Source organism: Streptomyces incarnatus, from assembly GCF_001027185.1.
Lineage (GTDB): Bacteria > Actinomycetota > Actinomycetes > Streptomycetales > Streptomycetaceae > Streptomyces > Streptomyces puniciscabiei.
This window is the reverse complement of record NZ_CP011497.1, coordinates 1,432,959-1,449,109: the sequence shown is the minus strand read 5'-3', so window position 1 is coordinate 1,449,109 and position 16,151 is coordinate 1,432,959. Positions and strand designations below refer to the sequence as shown.

Below are 16,151 nucleotides of genomic sequence, written 5' to 3'. Positions count from 1 at the left end.
GAGGGCCTGCAGAGGTTTGGCCAGGGATGTGGCGGCCACACGCAGGGGAGAGGTGGCCATGTCGAACACGAAAAACACACCCCAGTCACAGAGTTCACGTGAGTCACATGACTCTCACGACTCTCACAGCAACACAGAGCACACGGCGGACGACCAGCGTCCGACGCCCATGGAGGTGCTGCGCCAGGCGCGCGCCCAGCTCGCCGAACTGACCGGCCTCTCGCCGGAGTCGGTGTCCTCGTTCGAGCAGACGGAGGACGGCTGGTCGCTGGAGGTCGAGGTCCTGGAACTGGCGCGGGTACCCGACACGATGAGCCTGATGGCGAGCTACCAGGTCGACCTCGACCAGGACGGACAGCTCGCCGGGTACCGGCGCGTCCGCCGCTACGAACGCGGAAGGGCCGACCCGCGCGGCCGCTAGGCCGGCGCGTCCAGGGCCCACCGCGTACCGACTACTCAGGAGGAGGAATCGCCGGCATGACTGTTGTTCCGGCACAGCAGACCGGAGGCGGAGGCGGCACCAGCGGCCTTTACGACGTGCTTGAACTGGTCCTCGACAGGGGACTCGTGATCGACGCGTTCGTGCGTGTCTCCCTGGTCGGGATCGAGATCCTGAAGATCGACGTGCGGGTCGTCGTGGCCAGCGTCGACACGTATCTGCGCTTCGCCGAGGCCTGCAACCGCCTCGACCTGGAGGCCGGTCCGCACAAGGCCCCCGGACTGCCCGAGCTCGTCGGCGAGGTCACCGAGTCCGGCGCCCGCGGCAAGTCCAAGGGTGCGCTGTCCGGCGCCGCGCAGACCATTTCCGACGCCTTCAACCAGGCCCGTGAGGAAGCGGAGGGCGAGTCCCGGCCGCGGCCCCGCAAGGCTCCGGCGCGCCGTAAGGAGGAACAGGAGTGAGCACGTACGTCTACGGGATCACCAACCGCGCGCATCCGGCCCTGCCCGAGGGCATGACCGGCGTGGGGGAGCCGCCCCGGCCGGTACGGGTGCTCACGGCCGGGGAGCTGGCCGCCGTGGTCAGCGACGCCCCCGAGGACCTGCGCCCCAAGCGCCGGGACCTGCTCGCGCACCAGAACGTGCTCGCCGAGTCCGGCGCGGCCGGCTGCATCCTGCCCATGCGCTTCGGCAGCGTCGCCGACGACGACGACGCGGTCACCCAGGTGCTCGGCGAGCGGGCCGACCACTACCTGGAGCGGCTGCGGGAACTGGACGGCAAGGTCGAGTACAACATCAAGGCCACGCACGTCGAGGATGCCGTCCTGCACCTCGTGATGGCCGAGAACCCGGACATGCGCGAACTCGCCGAAGCCAACCGCCGGGCCGGCGGCGGGAGTTACGACGACAAGATCCGGCTCGGCGAGATGGTCGCGGCCGCCGTCAAGGCCCGGGAGGCCGAGGACGCCGCCGAGGTGCAGCGTCTCCTGACGCCGGCCGCCGCCGACGTCAGCGTCGGCCCCGAGTCCACGGGCTGGCTGGTGAACGTCTCGTTCCTGGTCGCCCGGGACACGGCCGAGGACTTCCTGGCCGTGGCCGAGCGGCTCCGCGAGAACAACCCGCACCTCGACCTCCGCGTCAACGGCCCCCTGCCGCCGTACAGCTTCGTCGAGTCCGGCCCTGCCCAGCCCGCGGGTACCACGGCGGGCGCGGACACCGGCGCGCAGTAGCGCGTCCGGCCCGAGCGGAAGGAGAACACCGTGGGACTGATCGGCGAAGTGCTGATGCTGCCCTTCGCGCCCGTGCGCGGCAGCGCGTGGGCCATCCGACAGGTGCTCCGCGAGGCGGAACGGATCTACTACGACCCAGCCACCGTGAGGGCCGAGCTCGCCCGCCTCGAGGAGCAGCTGGAGGCGGGCGAGATCACCGAGGAGGAGTTCGACCGACGCGAGGACGAACTGCTCGACCGGCTGGAGATCGCCCTGCGCTCCGGCGACACCACAGGCAACGGGACGTGAGATGAACCGCACCGCACTGGGCCTCGCCGTAGGGGCCGGATACCTTCTGGGACGCACGAAGAAACTGAAAATGGCGCTGGCGATGGGCTCCCTGGTGGCCGGGAAGAAGCTCAACCTCGGCCCGAGGGCGCTCGCCGACGTGGTGAGCCGGCAGCTGAAGGACAACCCGCAGTTCAAGGAGATCGGCGACCAGCTGCGCCAGGACCTGCGGGGGGTCGGCACGGCCGCCTCCGGGGCCATGGTCGAGCGCCAGGTCAACTCCCTCGCCGACCGGCTGCACGGCCGTACCGCCCAGGTGCGCGAGCAGCTCTCCGGCGCGACCGGCTCCGCCGAGGGGCGGGGCGGCCCGGAGGACGACGCGGACGCCTACGAGGAATCCGCGGACGAGGAGACCAGCGAGGACGAGGGCCGCGAGGGTGACGAGCCGCGGGGTCACAAGCCCGCGAAGAAGGGCCCGGCGAAGAAGGCACCCGCCAAGAAGGCGCCTGCCAAGAAGGCGTCGGCGAAGAGGGCGGCCCCCGCGAAGAAGGCGGCCGCGAAGAAGACGGACGCGGCCCGCAGGGCGGTCGGGAAGAAGACGGCCGCCGCGTCACGGCAGCGGAAGGGCGGTGGCGACCGATGACCGAGACCCTTGGATCGGCCACCTCCACGGCCGGCAAGGCCGCGGGCGCGGTCAAGGACAACCCGCTGGCGGACCTCGCCCACAGCGAGGCCGTCGACCGGCTCAAGGCCGAGGCGGAGGACTACCTCGCCGCACAGGCCACGCGACTGCTCACCGGTCTGGGCCGCAAGCTCGGCGAGACCACCGTCAAGCTCAACGACATCGCAGAGGGCAACAGCCCCGGCTTCGCCCAGCTGGCCCTCGAGGGGGGCCGCAAGCTCGCCGGGGGCAAGGGTCCGCTGCGCTCCGTGCTGGAGCTCGGTGCTTCCCGCGCCAAGGACAGCGTCATGGACGCGGTCAAGAACCTCGGGGGCGGCAAGGGGAAGCGCAAGGGCGGCGGTGGCAACAAGCCGACCGTCATCATGGAGTCCGTCGACGTGGGCGTGCCGGTGCGCACCGCCTACGACCAGTGGACGCAGTACCAGGACTTCTCCACCTTCGCCAAGGGCGTCAAGAGCGCGAGCCGCGCCGACGACACGCACTCCGACTGGCAGGCGAAGGTCTTCTGGTCCAGCCGCAGCTGGAAGGCGCACACGACCGAGCAGGTCCCCGACTACCGCATCCAGTGGACGTCGGAGGGCGCGAAAGGCACCACCAAGGGCGTCGTCACCTTCCACCCGCTCGGGGAGAACCTCACCCGTGTGCTGCTGGTCATGGAGTACTACCCGAGCGGCCTGTTCGAGAAGACCGGCAACATATGGCGCGCCCAGGGGCGTCGGGCCAGGCTGGACCTGAAGAACTTCGCCCGTTTCATCACCTTCAAGGGCGAGGCGGAGGACGGCTGGCGCGGCGAGATCCGTGACGGCGAGGTCGTCGTCAGCCACGAGGACGCCGTGGCCGAGGAGGAGCAGGAGCAGGGCCCCGAGGCCCAGGCCTCCGAGGAGCCGGAGGAAGAGGCGGAGGAGGAGCAGGAGGAGGAGCCGTACGAGGACGAGGCCGACGAGGCGGACGAGTACGAGAACGAGGAAGAGGCCCCGTACGAGGACGAGGCGGAAGGCGAGGAGCCGGACGAGGAGCAGGACGAGGAGTACGAGGGCGAGTACGAGGACGAAGAGGAGCCCGAGGACGAAGAGGAACCCGAGTACACCGGGCGTGGGAGCCGTCGATGACGACGCCCAGCCGGTTCCCCGAGCCCTATGGCCACAGCAGCGGAGCCAACCTCGCCGACATCCTGGAGCGGGTGCTCGACAAGGGTGTGGTGATCGCGGGCGACATCCGGATCAACCTGCTGGACATCGAACTGCTGACCGTCAAGCTGAGGCTCATCGTCGCCTCGGTGGACAAGGCCAAGGAGATGGGGATCGACTGGTGGGAAAGCGACCCCGCCCTGTCCTCCCGGGCCCGCCGCGACGAGCTGACCCGGGAGAACGCCGAGCTGAGGGAACGGCTGGCCCGGCTGCAGGAGCTGGAGCCGGGTCACGTGCCGAAGGAGGCCCCATGACCGGACTGCGCTATGTGTACGCCGTCTGCCGCCCCTTCGGGACGCCCCTGCAGTCCCAGCTCACGGGCATCGGGGGCGTTCCGCCCGGCCTGCTGCACCACCACGGGCTGGTCGCGGTCATCGGCCAGGTCCCGGAAGCCGATTTCGGCGAAGTGGCCCTCAAGGCCCACTTGGAGGACCTGGACTGGCTGGCCGCGACCGCCCGCGCCCACCAGGGCGTGATCGACGCGCTCACCACGGTCACCACCCCGCTCCCGCTCCGGCTCGGGACCGTCTTCAGGGACTGCAGCGGGGTGCGCTCGATGATCGAGGCCCGCGAGGAGGACTTCAGGCGCATCCTCGACCGGCTGGAAGGCCGTGTCGAGTGGGGTGTGAAGGTGTACCTGGAGGCCGAGCCCGCCGAGCCCGCCGAGCCCGCGCCGGGCACCGCAGCGAAGCCCGGGAGCGGCCGGGACTATCTGCGCCGGCGGCGCGAGAGCAGTCATGCCCAGGAGGAGAAGTGGCAGCGGGCCGAGGCGTTCGCCCGGTCGCTGCACGAGCGTCTGTGCCAGTACGCCGAGGATTCCCGGATGCACCCGCCGCAGAATTCCGCACTTTCCACAGTGCCCGGCCGGAATGTCCTCAACGCGGCCTATCTGGTGCCCCGAATGCACTCCGAGGAATTCGTGGAACTGGTGGACCGCACAAAGGACGAGGCGCCCGGAATCCGGGTGGAACTCACCGGTCCCTGGGCCGCCTATTCATTCACGGGGGAGGGGGGGACGTGACCGTCGTGGAGCGGCGCGAGATCGCCCTTGTCGACCTGCTCGACCGGCTGCTCGCCGGTGGAGTCGTCATCACGGGCGACATCACCCTCAGGATCGCGGACGTGGACCTCGTCCGTATCGACCTGAACGCCCTGATCAGCTCGGTGAACGAGTCGGTCCCCTCGCCCTTCGAGCTGGTTTCCCCCTCCCCAGAGGAGCTCATGTGACCCGGCGCAACCGGCTCGACCTGGAACCCGACACGGTCGAGCGCGACTTGGTGAAACTGGTGCTCACGGTGGTGGAACTGCTCCGGCAGCTGATGGAACGGCAGGCCGTGCGCCGCTTCGACACCGGCGAGCTGACCGAGGAGCAGGAGGAGCGGATCGGGCTCACCCTGATGCTCCTGGAGGAGCGCATGGCCGAACTGCGCGAGCGCTACGGACTGCGGCCCGAGGACCTGAATCTGGACCTCGGGCCGCTCGGACCGCTGCTTCCCCGGGACTAGCTCACGTCACCACCGGTACCAGCGCCCCCTGCCGCCGGCGGCGGTCGTGCTGCGGACCAGGAAACCCAGCAGCCAGACGACCAGCACCGCCAGGGCAATCCACCAGAGAACCTTCACCGCGAATCCGGCGCCGAAAAGAATGAGTGCGAGAAGCAGTACCAGCAGGATGGGAACCATAATAACCTCCTGCAGTCCGGATTCCCTGAATCTCGGGATTCAGGCTTCTTTACGGCACAGAATTTCCGCGTGCAGTACCGCGAACCAGCCGTCCTCCCGCCGGCCCCATTCCTGCCACGCCTCGGCGACGGCCCGCAGGTGTTCCTCGGTCGCGTGACCGCCCTGCGTGGCCCGTTCCGCGTAGGAGGAGGCCAGGGTGCGGTCCGCCCACAGGCCGCTCCACCAGGCCCGCTCCTCGGGCGTGGCGAAGGTCCAGGTGCTGGAGGTGGCGGTGACGTCGGTCAGCCCGGCGGCCAGCGCCCACGCCTTCAGCCGGCTCCCGGCGTCGGGCTCACCGCCGTTGGCCCTGGCCACCCGCTCGTACAGGTCCAGCCAGTCGGTGAGGCCCTCCACCGCCGGGTACCAGGTCATCGCCGCGTAGTCCGCGTCGCGTACGGCGATGAAACCGCCCGGCTTCGTCACCCGGCGCATCTCGCGCAGCGCCTGCACCGGGTCGCCGACGTGCTGCAGCACCTGGTGGGCGTGGACCACGCAGAAGGTGTCGTCCGGGTAGTCCAGGGCGTGCACGTCGGCGACCGCGAAGTCCACGTTGACCAGGCGGCGTCCGGCGGCGGTGGCCCGGGCCTGCTCCAGGATGCCCGGCGCGTGGTCGACGCCGGTGACGTGGCCGTCCGGGACCAGGGCCGCCAGGTCGGCGGTGATGGTGCCCGGCCCGCAGCCGATGTCCAGGATCCGCATGTGGGGCTTCAGGGAGCCGAGCAGATAGGCCGCGGAGTTCTCGGCGGTCCGCCAGGTGTGCGACCGCAGCACCGACTCGTGGTGTCCGTGCGTGTAGACGGCGGTCTCCTGCGCTTTCGGCATGGCTGCTCCCCTTCGTCACCCTCGTCTGGGCCGGTACGCATCACCGTACGCGCGGATGCCGAATAATGAGACCGTCATTTCACATAGTGGTCTGATGGGCGCGTCAGCCGTGGGATCGTGTCCTGACTCGGCGTCAGGACGTGGTGCGCAGCGGGCGGTAGACCGTCAGGGCCTCCGGCAGCTTCTCCAGGGTCACCTCGCCCGACACGGTGGTCACCTCGCCGTCGTACGCCATCGGGGTGCCCGGCGCGAGACCGGTCACCCGCAGCCGGGTCACCTGCACCGCCGAGTGGGCCGGAGAACGGGTCAGCGGGCCCGCGGCGGCCGCCGCCAGCAGCCGCAGCGCGGGCCGCCGGCTGCCGTGCACCACCCGCACGTCCAGCAGTCCGTCCGCGAGATCGGTACGGCGGCCGGGCGCGAGCCCCATGCGGTGGTAGACGCCGTTGCCGACGAACAGCAGCCACAACGGCCGCCGTTCACCGCCCAGCTCCACCTCCAGCGGATGCCGGTCCGCACGCAGCACCCGCAGGGCGCCCAGCAGCCCGGCCGGCCAGCCGCCGATCCGGTGCGACCAGCGTTCCCTGACGCGCACCAGCTCCGGGTAGACGCCCAGGCTCAGCGTGTTCAGGAACAGGACCTCGCCGTCGCCGGTGGCACAGCGGACCGCGTCCACCCGCACCGCCTCGCCGTGCCGGACCGCGCGGGCCAGATCGCGCTCGTCCGCCACGCCCAGGTCGAGGGCGAAGTGGTTGAGGGTGCCGCCCGGCAGCACCGCCAGCGGCAGCCCGTGCGCGAGCGCGGTCCGCGCGGCCGCGTTCACGGTGCCGTCGCCGCCGCACACGCCGAGCACCCGGGCACGGGCCGCCGCCTTCGCCAGTTCGTCGCCGACCTCCTCGGGCGCGCACTCGACGACCTCCGCCCGCGGCAGCGCGCCGCGCAGCGCACCGATCCGGTCGGCCGTCCCCGAGGCCCGGTTGGCGACCACCACCAGACCCTCGCCCTCGGGCAGTGCGGGGGCATCGGCGCGGGGCCGGGACCGCCGCCGTACCTGGGCGCGGGTCGGCACCAGCCGGCGGACCAGGAAGGCCGCGCCCGCGCCGAGGGCCGCCCCGGCCAGCACGTCGCTAGGGAAGTGCACGCCCGTGTACACCCGGGAGGCCGCCACCGAGAACGCCACCGGCGCGAGCGCCGCGCCCCAGGCCGGGGACTCCAGCGCGACCCCGGTCGCGAACGCGGCGGCCGACGCGGAGTGCCCGGACGGGAACGACGTGGTGATCGGCTGCCGCCTGAGCTGCCGCACCAGCGGCACCGGGTCCAGGACCGGGCGGGCGCGGCGCACCGAGCGTTTGCCGACGGTGTTGATGGCCAGCGAGGCCAGGCTGAGGGAGGCCAGGCCCCGGGCGGCCGCCCGGCGGGCCCTCGGGGTGCGGCTCGCGGCCATCGCGGCGGCCGTCGCGAACCACAGCACCCCGTGGTTCGCGCCGCGACTCAGACGGGGCAGCACCCGCTCGGCGCCGGGCCAGTGCCAGGCTGCGGCCGCCTCGAACAGGCGGCCGTCCAGCTCCAGCAGCCGGCCCAGCGGATTCCGGCCGGCCGCGCGGGCGGCCGGCTCCAGGCGGGTCAGGTCCAGGTCCGGGCTCATGGGGTCCGGATACCCTGAAGTGCCCGTTTCTTGTGCCTGTCCGCGCCGGACGCCCGGCCGGCGCCGTAAGGAGCCCCCGGATGCGCCTGCTCCTCGTCCGCCACGGCGAGACCCCGTCCAACGTGCGCCACCTGCTGGACACCGCCGTACCGGGACCCGCGCTGACCGAGCTGGGCGAGGCGCAGGCCGCCGCACTGCCGGAGGCGCTCGCCGACGAGGACATCGAGGCCCTGTACGCCTCCACCCTGCTGCGCACCCGGCTCACCGCCGCCCCGCTGGCCGCCGCCCGCGGCCTGGAGGTGATCGTCCGCGACGGCATCCGCGAGGTGTCCGCCGGCGACCTGGAGATGCTGCCCGGCGAGTCCGCCGAGGGCCGGGAGTACATGCGCACGATCTTCGCCTGGGCGGCCGGCGACACCGCGCCGCGCATCCCCGGCGGGGAGAGCGGCGACGAGGCCCTGGCCCGGTACGACGCCGTGATCGCCGAGGCCGCCGCGATCGGCGCCGGCACGGTCGCCATGGTCAGCCACGGCGCCGCGATCCGCCTGTGGACCGCCGCCCGCGCCCACAACGTCGACGTCCCCTTCGCCGCCGCCCGCCCCCTGGGCAACACCGGCGTGATCGCCCTGGAGGGCTCCCCGTCCGACGGCTGGAAGGCCGTCTCCTGGGAGGGCACCACGGTGGAACCGGCGGGAGAGGCCGGCCCGACGGGGGAGCGGGTGGACACGGCCGGGTAGGCGGCTTCGGGCGGGGAGGGGCGGTCGCCACGACGGGGTGGCCGGCCTCGGGCGGGGAGGGGTGGTGGTCACGGCGGGGTGGCCGGCCTCGGGCGGGGAGGGGTGGTGGTCACGGCGGGGTGGCCGGACTCGGGCGGGGAGGGGTGGTGGCCACGGCGGGGTGGCCGGCCTCGGGCGGGGAGGGGTGGTGGTCACGGCGGGATGGCCGGACTCGGGCGGGCAGGGGCGGTCGCCACGGCATGGTGGCCGGCCTCGGGCGGGAGAGGGGTGGTGGACACGGCGGGGTGGCCGGCCTCGGGCGGGAGAGGCGGTGGTCACGACGGGGTGGCCGGCCTCGGGCGGGGAGGGGCGGTGGGTCCCCTTCATGGTCGAAGCCCCCGGATGCGCCGCTCGCCCGCGCACGGATCCCTCACCGCCTCCCCGCCTCGGCTCCCGCTCCATGTCCGGCCGCGGCCGGTGGGCGGTGCTCGTGGACGGGTCGTGCGGGTCAGGAGGCCGGTGGCCGGGGCCGGTGCGGGGCGGGCCGGGGGATAAGCGGTTGCCCGGGGGCGGGGGCGGCCCGGGGGATAAGCGGTTGCCCGGTGGTGGGGGCGGCCCGGAGAATGCCTCCCCATGGGACATCTGGAAGCCGCGCACCTCGAGTACCACCTCCCCGACGGGAGGACCCTGCTCGGGGACGTGTCCTTCCGGGTCGGGGAAGGCGCCGCCGTCGCCCTGGTCGGCCCGAACGGCGCCGGGAAGACGACCCTGCTCCGGCTGATCTCCGGCGAGCTGAAGCCGCACGGCGGCACCGTCATCGTCAGCGGCGGCCTCGGCGTCATGCGCCAGTTCGTGGGCTCCGTCCGGGACGAGACGACCGTACGGGACCTCCTCGTCTCCGTCGCCCCGCCCCGTATCCGCGAGGCGGCCAAGGCGGTCGACGAGGCCGAGCACGCCATCATGACCGTCGACGACGAGGCCGCCCAGCTGGCCTACGCCCAGGCCCTCGCCGACTGGGCCGAGGTACGCGGCTACGAGGCCGAGACGCTGTGGGACATGTGCACCACCGCGGCCCTCGGCATGCCCTACGAGCGCGCCCAGTGGCGCCAGGTGCGCACCCTCTCCGGCGGCGAGCAGAAACGCCTCGTGCTGGAGGCGCTGCTGCGCGGCACCGACGAGGTCCTGCTGCTGGACGAGCCGGACAACTACCTCGACGTGCCCGGCAAACGGTGGCTCGAGGAGCAGCTCCAGGAGACCCGCAAGACGGTCCTGTTCGTCTCCCACGACCGGGAACTCCTCGCCCGCGCCGCCGAGAAGATCGTCTCCGTGGAGCCCGGCCCGGCCGGCGCCGACGCCTGGGTGCACGGCGGCGGCTTCGCCACCTACCACGAGGCCCGCCGTGAACGCTTCGCCCGCTTCGAGGAGTTGCGCCGCCGCTGGGACGAGAAGCACGCCCAGCTGAAGAAGCTGGTGCTGAACCTCCGTCAGGCCGCCGCCGTCAGCCACGAGATGGCCTCCCGGTACGCCGCCGCCCAGACCCGGCTGCGCAAGTTCGAGGAGGCCGGCCCCCCGCCGGAGCCGCCGCGCGAGCAGGACATCACCATGCGCCTGAAGGGCGGCCGCACCGGCGTACGGGCCGTCACCTGCGCGGGACTCGAACTGTCCGGCCTGATGCGGCCGTTCGACTTGGAGGTCTTCTACGGCGAACGGGTCGCCGTCCTCGGCTCCAACGGCTCCGGCAAGTCCCACTTCCTGCGCCTGCTGGCCGGCGAGGACGTCGCGCACACGGGGGAGTGGAAGCTCGGCGCACGCGTCGTACCCGGGCACTTCGCGCAGACCCACGCCCGCCCCGAACTCCACGGCCGCACCCTGCTCGACATCCTGTGGAAGGAGTACTCCCAGGACCGCGGCGCCGCCATGTCCCGGCTGCGCCGCTACGAGCTGACGCTGCAGGCCGAGCAGACCTTCGACCGGCTCTCCGGCGGCCAGCAGGCCCGCTTCCAGATCCTGCTGCTGGAGCTGGCGGGCGCGACCGCGCTGCTGCTGGACGAGCCGACCGACAACCTCGACCTGGAGTCGGCCGAGGCCCTGCAGGAGGGTCTGGAGGCCTTCGACGGCACGGTCCTCGCCGTCACGCACGACCGCTGGTTCGCCCGCTCCTTCGACCGCTACCTGGTCTTCGGCGCCGACGGCCGCGTGCGGGAGACGGCGGCACCGGTGTGGGACGAACGCCGAGTGGAGCGCGTCCGCTAGGGGCACGGGGCCTCTCGCCGTCGGGGTGTGGGGGCACCGGAACTACGGATCACTTCCAGCGCAGCAGTGCCCCCATACCGCCCGGCGCGACCTCCTCGCCGGTCTCCCGGAGTACCGGCGTCAGCGACACCACCGGCGCGTCGGTGACCACGGCTGCCCGTACCAGGGCGTCGTCGGCGCGGGCGGACCAGGCCTGGTGTTCGCCGATGTCCTTCAGCTCGTCGCGGCGGGCCGCCAGCTGGTCCGGGTCCTCGCCGATCCACACCTCGCGGTGGGTGTCGGGCGCGTCGGGGCGGATCAGCAGCTCGGCGAGCCGGTGCTCGCGCGCCGCCTCGATCAGCCGCGGCACCCCTTCGACCGCCGCGGCCCGCCGCTCCCGGTCCGGCGTGCGCGCCGCCCGGAACCGGTCGACCTCCGCCAGGATCCGCCGCCGTACGTGCTCGGCGCGCAGCTCCTCCACTTCCCGCGGCAGCAGGTTGCTGTCCTTGCCGCGGGACGTCTCCATCACCCGGTCCTGCAGCGCCTTCGGCAGCTTCTCGTGCACCGACCTGCGCTCCCGGTCGTCGCCGCACAGGATCAGCAGATCGGCGCCGGTCTCCTCCTGGCACGCGGCGAGCGCCCCGGCGACCTCGCGCGCGTTGTGCTCCCAGGTGTCCTCCACCTTCAGCTGGAAGTGCCGCTCGGACCAGTCGGAGGCCTTCGACCGGTGCACCGGCCACTGCCGGCCCGTCACCTGCCCGGCCTCCTCGTGCAGCAGCGCGCTGCGCAGCTCGATGCGGGCTCCGGTCCGGTCGATGTAGGCCACCAGCGACAGCGGGTCCTCACCGGCGAGGTCCAGCAGCGGTGTCACCCGGGGCAGCGCGCCCCAGTACGCCTCGCCGTCCTGCGGACCCCGCGTCAACGGCACCTCCAGGACCACCTCGCCGTCCCGCGCGAACACCGCCCGGCCGTACGGTTCCGGCGCGTGCCGCAGGGACTCCAGGGCGTCGTGCACCGCCCCGCAGGTGGGCTCGTCCGCCCCCTGCCGGGCCAGCTCCCGGGTGACCGCTTCCGCGCTCAGATGACGGCGTTGCCGCTGGTCCTCCGTGTGCACAGAGGTGTCGACGTATGCGGAGGCCCAGGACCCCGGATGTTCGTACAGTGGATTCAGGAACGAGAGCAGCATGGATTCCTCCCGGAAACTCCTCGGGGGCAGTGCCTGCCGGGCGGGTACCCGGGGCGGGACCCAGGACACGGACACGACGAGCGGGGCACCACATGACCGGAGTCGACCCCAGCCGACTGGACGACCAGCAGCTCATGAAGGAGCTGGAGACGATCCACCGCACGCGCCACGACACCCTCCTGTACGGCTCGAACGACGCGCTGCGGACCCACAACGAGCGCATGGCGCAGCTGGAGGGCGAGTACCTGCGCCGCAACCCGCGACGCCTGGTCAGCGCGGGCCGCACCCGCGAGGGAGCCCGGGACCGGCGGTGCGGCGAGGCGGCGACTCCGGAGGCGTCCGGCACGTGAGCCCGCCTGAGCCCTGAGGGCGACGGGAAAAGGGCCGACCCACGTGGATCGGCCCCGGTCGAGTGGGAGGAGCCCGGTCAGTGGAGTGGGAGGAGCCCGGTCGGCCCGGCTCTCCAGCCCGGCTCTCCCGGATTCAGCCCGGCTCTCCCGCGAACACGTGCAGGAAGGCGTCGCAGAACGCCTTCAGATCGTCCGGCTTGCGGCTGGTCACCAGCTGGTTCGAGCCGTGGTCGCAGATCTTCACCTGCTCGTCCACCCAGGTGCCGCCCGCGTTGCGGATGTCCGTCCGCAGGCTCGGCCAGGAGGTCAGTACCCGGCCCCGTACGACGTCCGCCTCCACCAGCGTCCACGGAGCGTGGCAGATCGCCGCGACCGGCTTGCCCTCCGCGAAGAAGTCCTTCACGAACGCCACGGCCTTGTCGTCCATCCGCAGGAAGTCGGGATTGGCCACCCCGCCGGGCAGCACCAGGGCGCCGAACCGGTTCACGGACGTCTCGCCCACCACCTCGTCCACCTCGAACGTGTCGCCCTTGTCGAGATGGTCGAACGCCTGCACCTTCCCGGGCTTCGTCGACACCAGCACCGGCTCGTGCCCGGCGTCGGAGGCCGCCTTCCACGGCTCGGTCAGCTCGACCTGCTCGGCGCCCTGCGGTGCCACCAAAAACGCGATCCGCATGATCCTCCGTCTCCTTTCCGTTCCCGGGCCGCCCGCCGGCAGCGCAGCAGCTCCTCGCCGTACGGCAGCGCCACGCACAGCCCGATCGCGACGCCGATCCCGGCCAGATAGCCGGGTGACAGCGGGCGCCGGCGCGGCAGCAGCCGCCAGGCGTACGGATCCCCGCGCCCGCCCCGCAGTAACGACCGCACCTGGTCGGCGTGCAGGCACATCAGCGACGCCAGCGCGCCGAACGGCAGCGACTCCAGGAAACTGTGGATGTGCTGCTCGACCGGCTTGACCTCCCGGTCGCTGTCGACGGCCGTCCGCACGTCCCACAGCGCCGTCGCCTCGTGCACCGCCGCCGCCCCGAGCTGCACGCTCAGCAGCAGCGGGTTGATCCGGTAGCGCAGGGTCAGCGCGATCGGCGCCCCGACCTCGGCCATCATCAGCGCGTGGATCAGGGACTCCTTCATCCCCGCGGTGTCCTCGATCCGGGTGCGCCGGTGCATCAGCCAGTCGGCGAGCCCGGGGACGAACCAGCCGGGCAGCAGCCCGTACAGCAGGAACCGGGTGGTCGCCACCTCGACGTCGACGCCGGCCCCCCTCGCGATATCGACCGCCTGGCTCCGCCTCATGCGCCGCCCGCCAGCGCCTCGGCCAGCTGCTGCACGTTCTCGTAGCGCGCCGAGTGGGGCAGCGCGGCCACCCCGTCGACCAGCGCCGTCGGCGCGTTGTGCCGGCGCAGCATCCGCGCCAGGTCACGCGCGGTCGCCGGGAAGGAGCCGCGGCTCAGGGTACGGGCCAGCTCCGACCGCACCCGCTCCAGCGACGCCGGCGAGCCCAGGCCGCCCACGGGTCCGCTCCACACCTCCGGGTCGTCGTCCGCGGCCGGCTCGGGATCGTGCCACTCCTCCACCCGGGTCGGATGCCCGGACCTCAGCAGACCCCTCAGCTCGTGTTTCATCTCGTCGTCCCTATGGACGTTCAGCCGGTCACTGCCTCGCTGCATGTCAACCTCCACAGGGTGCTAGCTCTTGTCCCTGCCCGGCAGGAACTCCTGCATCTTCGCCTTCAGGCCCTGCTTGACCACCGACCCCCGGTCGGCATCCCCCTTCAGGATCGACGCCGCCGTCGCCTCCATCTGCTCCCAGGTCGCGTGCGGCGGGATCGGCGGTACGGCGGGATCGGTGAGGAACTCGATCACGCTCGGCCCGTCGGCCTCCAGGGCCGCACGCCAGCCCGCCTCCACGTCCTCCGGCTTCTCCACCCGGACGCCGGTCAGCCCCAGCGAGCGGGCGAACGCCGCGTACTGCACGTCCGGGATCTCCTGCGAGGGCAGGAAGGACGGCGCACCTTCCATGGCGCGCATCTCCCAGGTCACCTGGTTCAGGTCCTGGTTGTTCCACACGCCCACCACCAGCCGCGGATCCGACCAGCGGTCCCGGTACTTCGCCGCCGTGATCATCTCCGCCAGGCCGTTCATCTGCATCGCGCCATCGCCGACCAGCGCGAACACCGGCCGGTCCGGATGCGCGAACTTCGCGCCGATCGCGTACGGCACACCCGGCCCCATCGTCGCCAGCGTCCCGGACAGCGACCCGCGCATGCCCGGCCGCATCGTGATGTGCCGCGCGTACCAGTTGGCGACCGACCCGGAGTCGGAGGTCAGGATCGCGTTCTCCGGCAGCAGCGGATCCAGCGCCCGCGCCACGTACTCCGGGTTGATCGGGTCCGCCGACAGGTGGGCCCGCCGCTCCATCGTCTCGTGCCAGCGCCGCACGTTCGCGCACACCGTGTCGTACCACTCGCGGCCGCCCCGGTCGCTCTCCAGCAGCGGAACCAGCCGCCGCAGCGTCGCCCGGGCGTCACCGACCAGGTTCACCTCGTACGGGTAGCGCATCCCGATCATGTGCGCGTCGATGTCGATCTGCACCGCGCGCGCCTTGCCGAAGTCCGGCATGAACTGCGTGTACGGGAACGACGAACCGATCGTCAGCAGGGTGTCGCAGTCCCGCATCAGCTCGTACGACGGCCGGCTGCCCAGCAGACCGATCGGCCCGGTGACGTACGGCAGTTCGTCGCTCAGCACGTCCTTGCCGAGCAGCGCCTTCGCGACGCCCGCGCCGAGCAGCTCGGCGATCTCCTGCACCTCGGCGACCGCGCCGGCCGCGCCCTGACCCACCAGGATCGCGATCTTGTCGCCCGCGTTCAGCACGTCCGCCGCGCGGCGCAGCGCCTCGTCCGTCGGGGTCATGGTGTACTCGCTCATGCCCATGCTGGAGGGCACCATCTTGAACTCGTGCGTCGGCGGCGAGTAGTCGAGTTCCTGCACGTCACCGGGGATGATCAGGGCGGTCGGGCAGCGCCGGGCGTAGGCGGTGCGGATCGCCCGGTCCAGCACGTTCGGCAGCTGCTCGGGCACCGTCACCGTCTCCACGAAGTCCGAGGCGACGTCCTTGTACAGCGTGTGCAGATCGACTTCCTGCTGGTAGGAGCCGCCCATCGCGGTCCGGTTGGTCTGGCCGACGATCGCCAGCACCGGCACGTGGTCGAGCTTGGCGTCGTACAGGCCGTTGAGCAGGTGGATGGCGCCCGGCCCCGACGTCGCCGCGCACACCCCGATACGGCCGCTGAACTTGGCGTACCCGACCGCCTCGAACGCGGACATCTCCTCGTGCCGGGACTGGATGAACCGCGGCCGGTCCTCAGCCCGGCCCCATGCGGCGAGCAGCCCGTTGATGCCGTCGCCCGGATAGCCGAAGACCTGTTCCACGCCCCAAGCGCGCAGGCGCTCGAGGATGTGGTCGGCGACCTTGGTGCTCATGAAGGACCTCCCCGGTGGGGTGATGACGAAGCGGACGATCCGGTCAGCGCATACCGAGTCACCTGCCCGGGGGACGGAAAACCTCCCTGGAGGAGGAGGCGATTCCCTGAGCGTGGCCGGACCGGGGCGCGGGGACCGGGACGCGGGGACCGGGAGTGGGTCGACGGTGTGGGTGCGGCCTCGTGCTTGGGCGTGGT

20 protein-coding genes and 1 pseudogene are annotated in these 16,151 nt (G+C 72.3%); 13 read left to right on the top strand and 8 right to left on the bottom strand.

Annotated elements, in window-relative coordinates:
- The first annotated feature begins 58 nt into the window (after positions 1-58).
- Genes ABB07_RS06455 through ABB07_RS06410 form a run of 10 tightly spaced genes read left to right on the top strand, consistent with a single transcriptional unit; the run spans position 59 to position 5,308 of the window.
- On the top strand, positions 59-421 hold the full coding sequence (locus ABB07_RS06455; protein WP_208897792.1) for a gas vesicle protein GvpO: 363 nt from the start codon (positions 59-61) through the stop codon (positions 419-421).
- Positions 422-477: 56 nt separating this feature from the next.
- The gene (locus ABB07_RS06450; RefSeq protein WP_208897791.1) at positions 478-900 is read left to right on the top strand and encodes a gas vesicle structural protein GvpA; all 423 of its coding nucleotides are present in this window, start codon (positions 478-480) and stop codon (positions 898-900) included.
- The gene (locus ABB07_RS06445; protein ID WP_208897790.1) at positions 897-1,667 is read left to right on the top strand and encodes a GvpL/GvpF family gas vesicle protein; all 771 of its coding nucleotides are present in this window, start codon (positions 897-899) and stop codon (positions 1,665-1,667) included. The genes ABB07_RS06450 and ABB07_RS06445 overlap by 4 nt, the downstream gene beginning before the upstream one ends.
- Positions 1,668-1,697: 30 nt before the next feature.
- Entirely contained in the window at positions 1,698-1,955 is a 258-nt protein-coding gene (locus tag ABB07_RS06440) for a gas vesicle protein GvpG (RefSeq protein ID WP_055705973.1), read from the top strand.
- Position 1,956: 1 nt separating this feature from the next.
- Positions 1,957-2,577: a DNA primase gene (locus tag ABB07_RS06435; protein WP_208897789.1), complete on the top strand. Its 621-nt coding sequence runs from the start codon at positions 1,957-1,959 to the stop codon at positions 2,575-2,577.
- Entirely contained in the window at positions 2,574-3,725 is a 1,152-nt protein-coding gene (locus ABB07_RS06430) for an SRPBCC family protein (protein WP_208897788.1), read from the top strand. Before ABB07_RS06435 ends, ABB07_RS06430 begins: the two co-directional genes overlap by 4 nt.
- A complete protein-coding gene (locus ABB07_RS06425; protein ID WP_208897787.1) occupies positions 3,722-4,057 on the top strand; it encodes a gas vesicle protein in 336 nt (111 codons plus the stop codon). The genes ABB07_RS06430 and ABB07_RS06425 overlap by 4 nt, the downstream gene beginning before the upstream one ends.
- A complete protein-coding gene (locus ABB07_RS06420) occupies positions 4,054-4,824 on the top strand; it encodes a GvpL/GvpF family gas vesicle protein (RefSeq protein WP_208897786.1) in 771 nt (256 codons plus the stop codon). The genes ABB07_RS06425 and ABB07_RS06420 overlap by 4 nt, the downstream gene beginning before the upstream one ends.
- Positions 4,821-5,030 carry a gas vesicle protein gene (locus ABB07_RS06415; protein ID WP_055705978.1) on the top strand — a complete coding sequence of 70 codons (210 nt, stop codon included), beginning with the start codon at positions 4,821-4,823 and terminating at the stop codon, positions 5,028-5,030. The genes ABB07_RS06420 and ABB07_RS06415 overlap by 4 nt, the downstream gene beginning before the upstream one ends.
- Entirely contained in the window at positions 5,027-5,308 is a 282-nt protein-coding gene (locus ABB07_RS06410; RefSeq protein ID WP_055705979.1) for a gas vesicle protein K, read from the top strand. Before ABB07_RS06415 ends, ABB07_RS06410 begins: the two co-directional genes overlap by 4 nt.
- Before the next feature lie 6 nt (positions 5,309-5,314).
- Here the strand turns inward: ABB07_RS06410 and ABB07_RS06405 are convergent, their stop codons facing one another.
- From ABB07_RS06405 to ABB07_RS06395, 3 genes are all read right to left on the bottom strand, one after another.
- A complete protein-coding gene (locus ABB07_RS06405; RefSeq protein ID WP_208897785.1) occupies positions 5,315-5,485 on the bottom strand; it encodes a hydrophobic protein in 171 nt (56 codons plus the stop codon).
- Positions 5,486-5,524: 39 nt separating this feature from the next.
- On the bottom strand, positions 5,525-6,346 hold the full coding sequence (locus tag ABB07_RS06400) for a class I SAM-dependent methyltransferase (RefSeq protein WP_208897784.1): 822 nt from the start codon (positions 6,344-6,346) through the stop codon (positions 5,525-5,527).
- 133 nt (positions 6,347-6,479) lie between these two features.
- On the bottom strand, positions 6,480-7,988 hold the full coding sequence (locus tag ABB07_RS06395) for a bifunctional phosphatase PAP2/diacylglycerol kinase family protein (RefSeq protein ID WP_208897783.1): 1,509 nt from the start codon (positions 7,986-7,988) through the stop codon (positions 6,480-6,482).
- Between the two features lie 80 nt (positions 7,989-8,068).
- Here ABB07_RS06395 and ABB07_RS06390 point away from each other — a divergent pair, with 80 nt between their 5' ends.
- Both ABB07_RS06390 and ABB07_RS06385 read left to right on the top strand, forming a co-directional pair.
- On the top strand, positions 8,069-8,725 hold the full coding sequence (locus tag ABB07_RS06390) for a histidine phosphatase family protein (RefSeq protein ID WP_208897782.1): 657 nt from the start codon (positions 8,069-8,071) through the stop codon (positions 8,723-8,725).
- A 612-nt stretch (positions 8,726-9,337) separates the two neighbouring features.
- Entirely contained in the window at positions 9,338-10,957 is a 1,620-nt protein-coding gene (locus tag ABB07_RS06385; RefSeq protein WP_208897781.1) for an ABC-F family ATP-binding cassette domain-containing protein, read from the top strand.
- A gap of 49 nt (positions 10,958-11,006) precedes the next feature.
- On the opposite strand, the gene ABB07_RS06380 is transcribed toward ABB07_RS06385, so the two are convergent.
- A complete protein-coding gene (locus ABB07_RS06380) occupies positions 11,007-12,122 on the bottom strand; it encodes a baeRF2 domain-containing protein (RefSeq protein ID WP_208897780.1) in 1,116 nt (371 codons plus the stop codon).
- A gap of 33 nt (positions 12,123-12,155) precedes the next feature.
- On the opposite strand from ABB07_RS06380, the pseudogene ABB07_RS06375 reads away from it, so the two are divergent.
- Positions 12,156-12,472: pseudogene (locus tag ABB07_RS06375) on the top strand (DUF6158 family protein).
- A 133-nt stretch (positions 12,473-12,605) separates the two neighbouring features.
- Here the strand turns inward: ABB07_RS06375 and ABB07_RS06370 are convergent.
- The 4 genes from ABB07_RS06370 to ABB07_RS06355 are packed head-to-tail and all read right to left on the bottom strand — an operon-like array spanning position 12,606 to position 15,954.
- Complete coding sequence (locus ABB07_RS06370) at positions 12,606-13,148, bottom strand: type 1 glutamine amidotransferase domain-containing protein (RefSeq protein WP_208897778.1); 543 nt, start codon at positions 13,146-13,148, stop codon at positions 12,606-12,608.
- Entirely contained in the window at positions 13,097-13,765 is a 669-nt protein-coding gene (locus ABB07_RS06365; RefSeq protein WP_244189240.1) for a diguanylate cyclase, read from the bottom strand. Before ABB07_RS06365 ends, ABB07_RS06370 begins: the two co-directional genes overlap by 52 nt.
- Positions 13,762-14,139 carry a DUF2795 domain-containing protein gene (locus tag ABB07_RS06360; RefSeq protein WP_208897777.1) on the bottom strand — a complete coding sequence of 126 codons (378 nt, stop codon included), beginning with the start codon at positions 14,137-14,139 and terminating at the stop codon, positions 13,762-13,764. The genes ABB07_RS06365 and ABB07_RS06360 overlap by 4 nt, the downstream gene beginning before the upstream one ends.
- Before the next feature lie 18 nt (positions 14,140-14,157).
- Entirely contained in the window at positions 14,158-15,954 is a 1,797-nt protein-coding gene (locus tag ABB07_RS06355; RefSeq protein ID WP_208897776.1) for a thiamine pyrophosphate-requiring protein, read from the bottom strand.
- Between the last annotated feature and the right edge of the window lie 197 nt (positions 15,955-16,151).